Annotated in this window: 1 protein-coding gene; it reads left to right on the top strand. The window is 66.9% G+C overall.

From position 1 onward, the window contains the following. Positions 1–257, top strand: a 257-nt coding sequence (locus XI06_RS05215; protein ID WP_271604706.1) for a hypothetical protein, incomplete at both ends; no start/stop codon positions are given.

The following is a 257-nucleotide window of genomic DNA, read 5'->3' as shown; positions in this document are numbered from 1 at the left end:
ATCGCGAGCTCGTCAGAACCCGTGTCGTCGCGATCGTCCTCAACACGGGCTTCGTGCTCTGGATCCTGGCGCTGTTCGGGGTCGTCGACCCGGAGCTCCGCGCGCCGGTCGCGCTGCTCGTGTTCATGGGCTGCGTAGGCACGGCTTACTGCCTCGGCAGCTTTCCGCCCGCATCCCTCCTGACGATGATCATCGCCGGCACCCCGATCGCGACCGTGCTGCTGCTCTCGGGCGATGGCATGATGATCTCGCTGGGG

Origin of the sequence: Bradyrhizobium sp. CCBAU 11434 (genome assembly GCF_028128895.1) — a bacterium.
Taxonomy (GTDB): Bacteria; Pseudomonadota; Alphaproteobacteria; order Rhizobiales; family Xanthobacteraceae; genus Bradyrhizobium; species Bradyrhizobium zhengyangense.
This window is presented reverse-complemented; position numbering and strand designations above follow the sequence as displayed.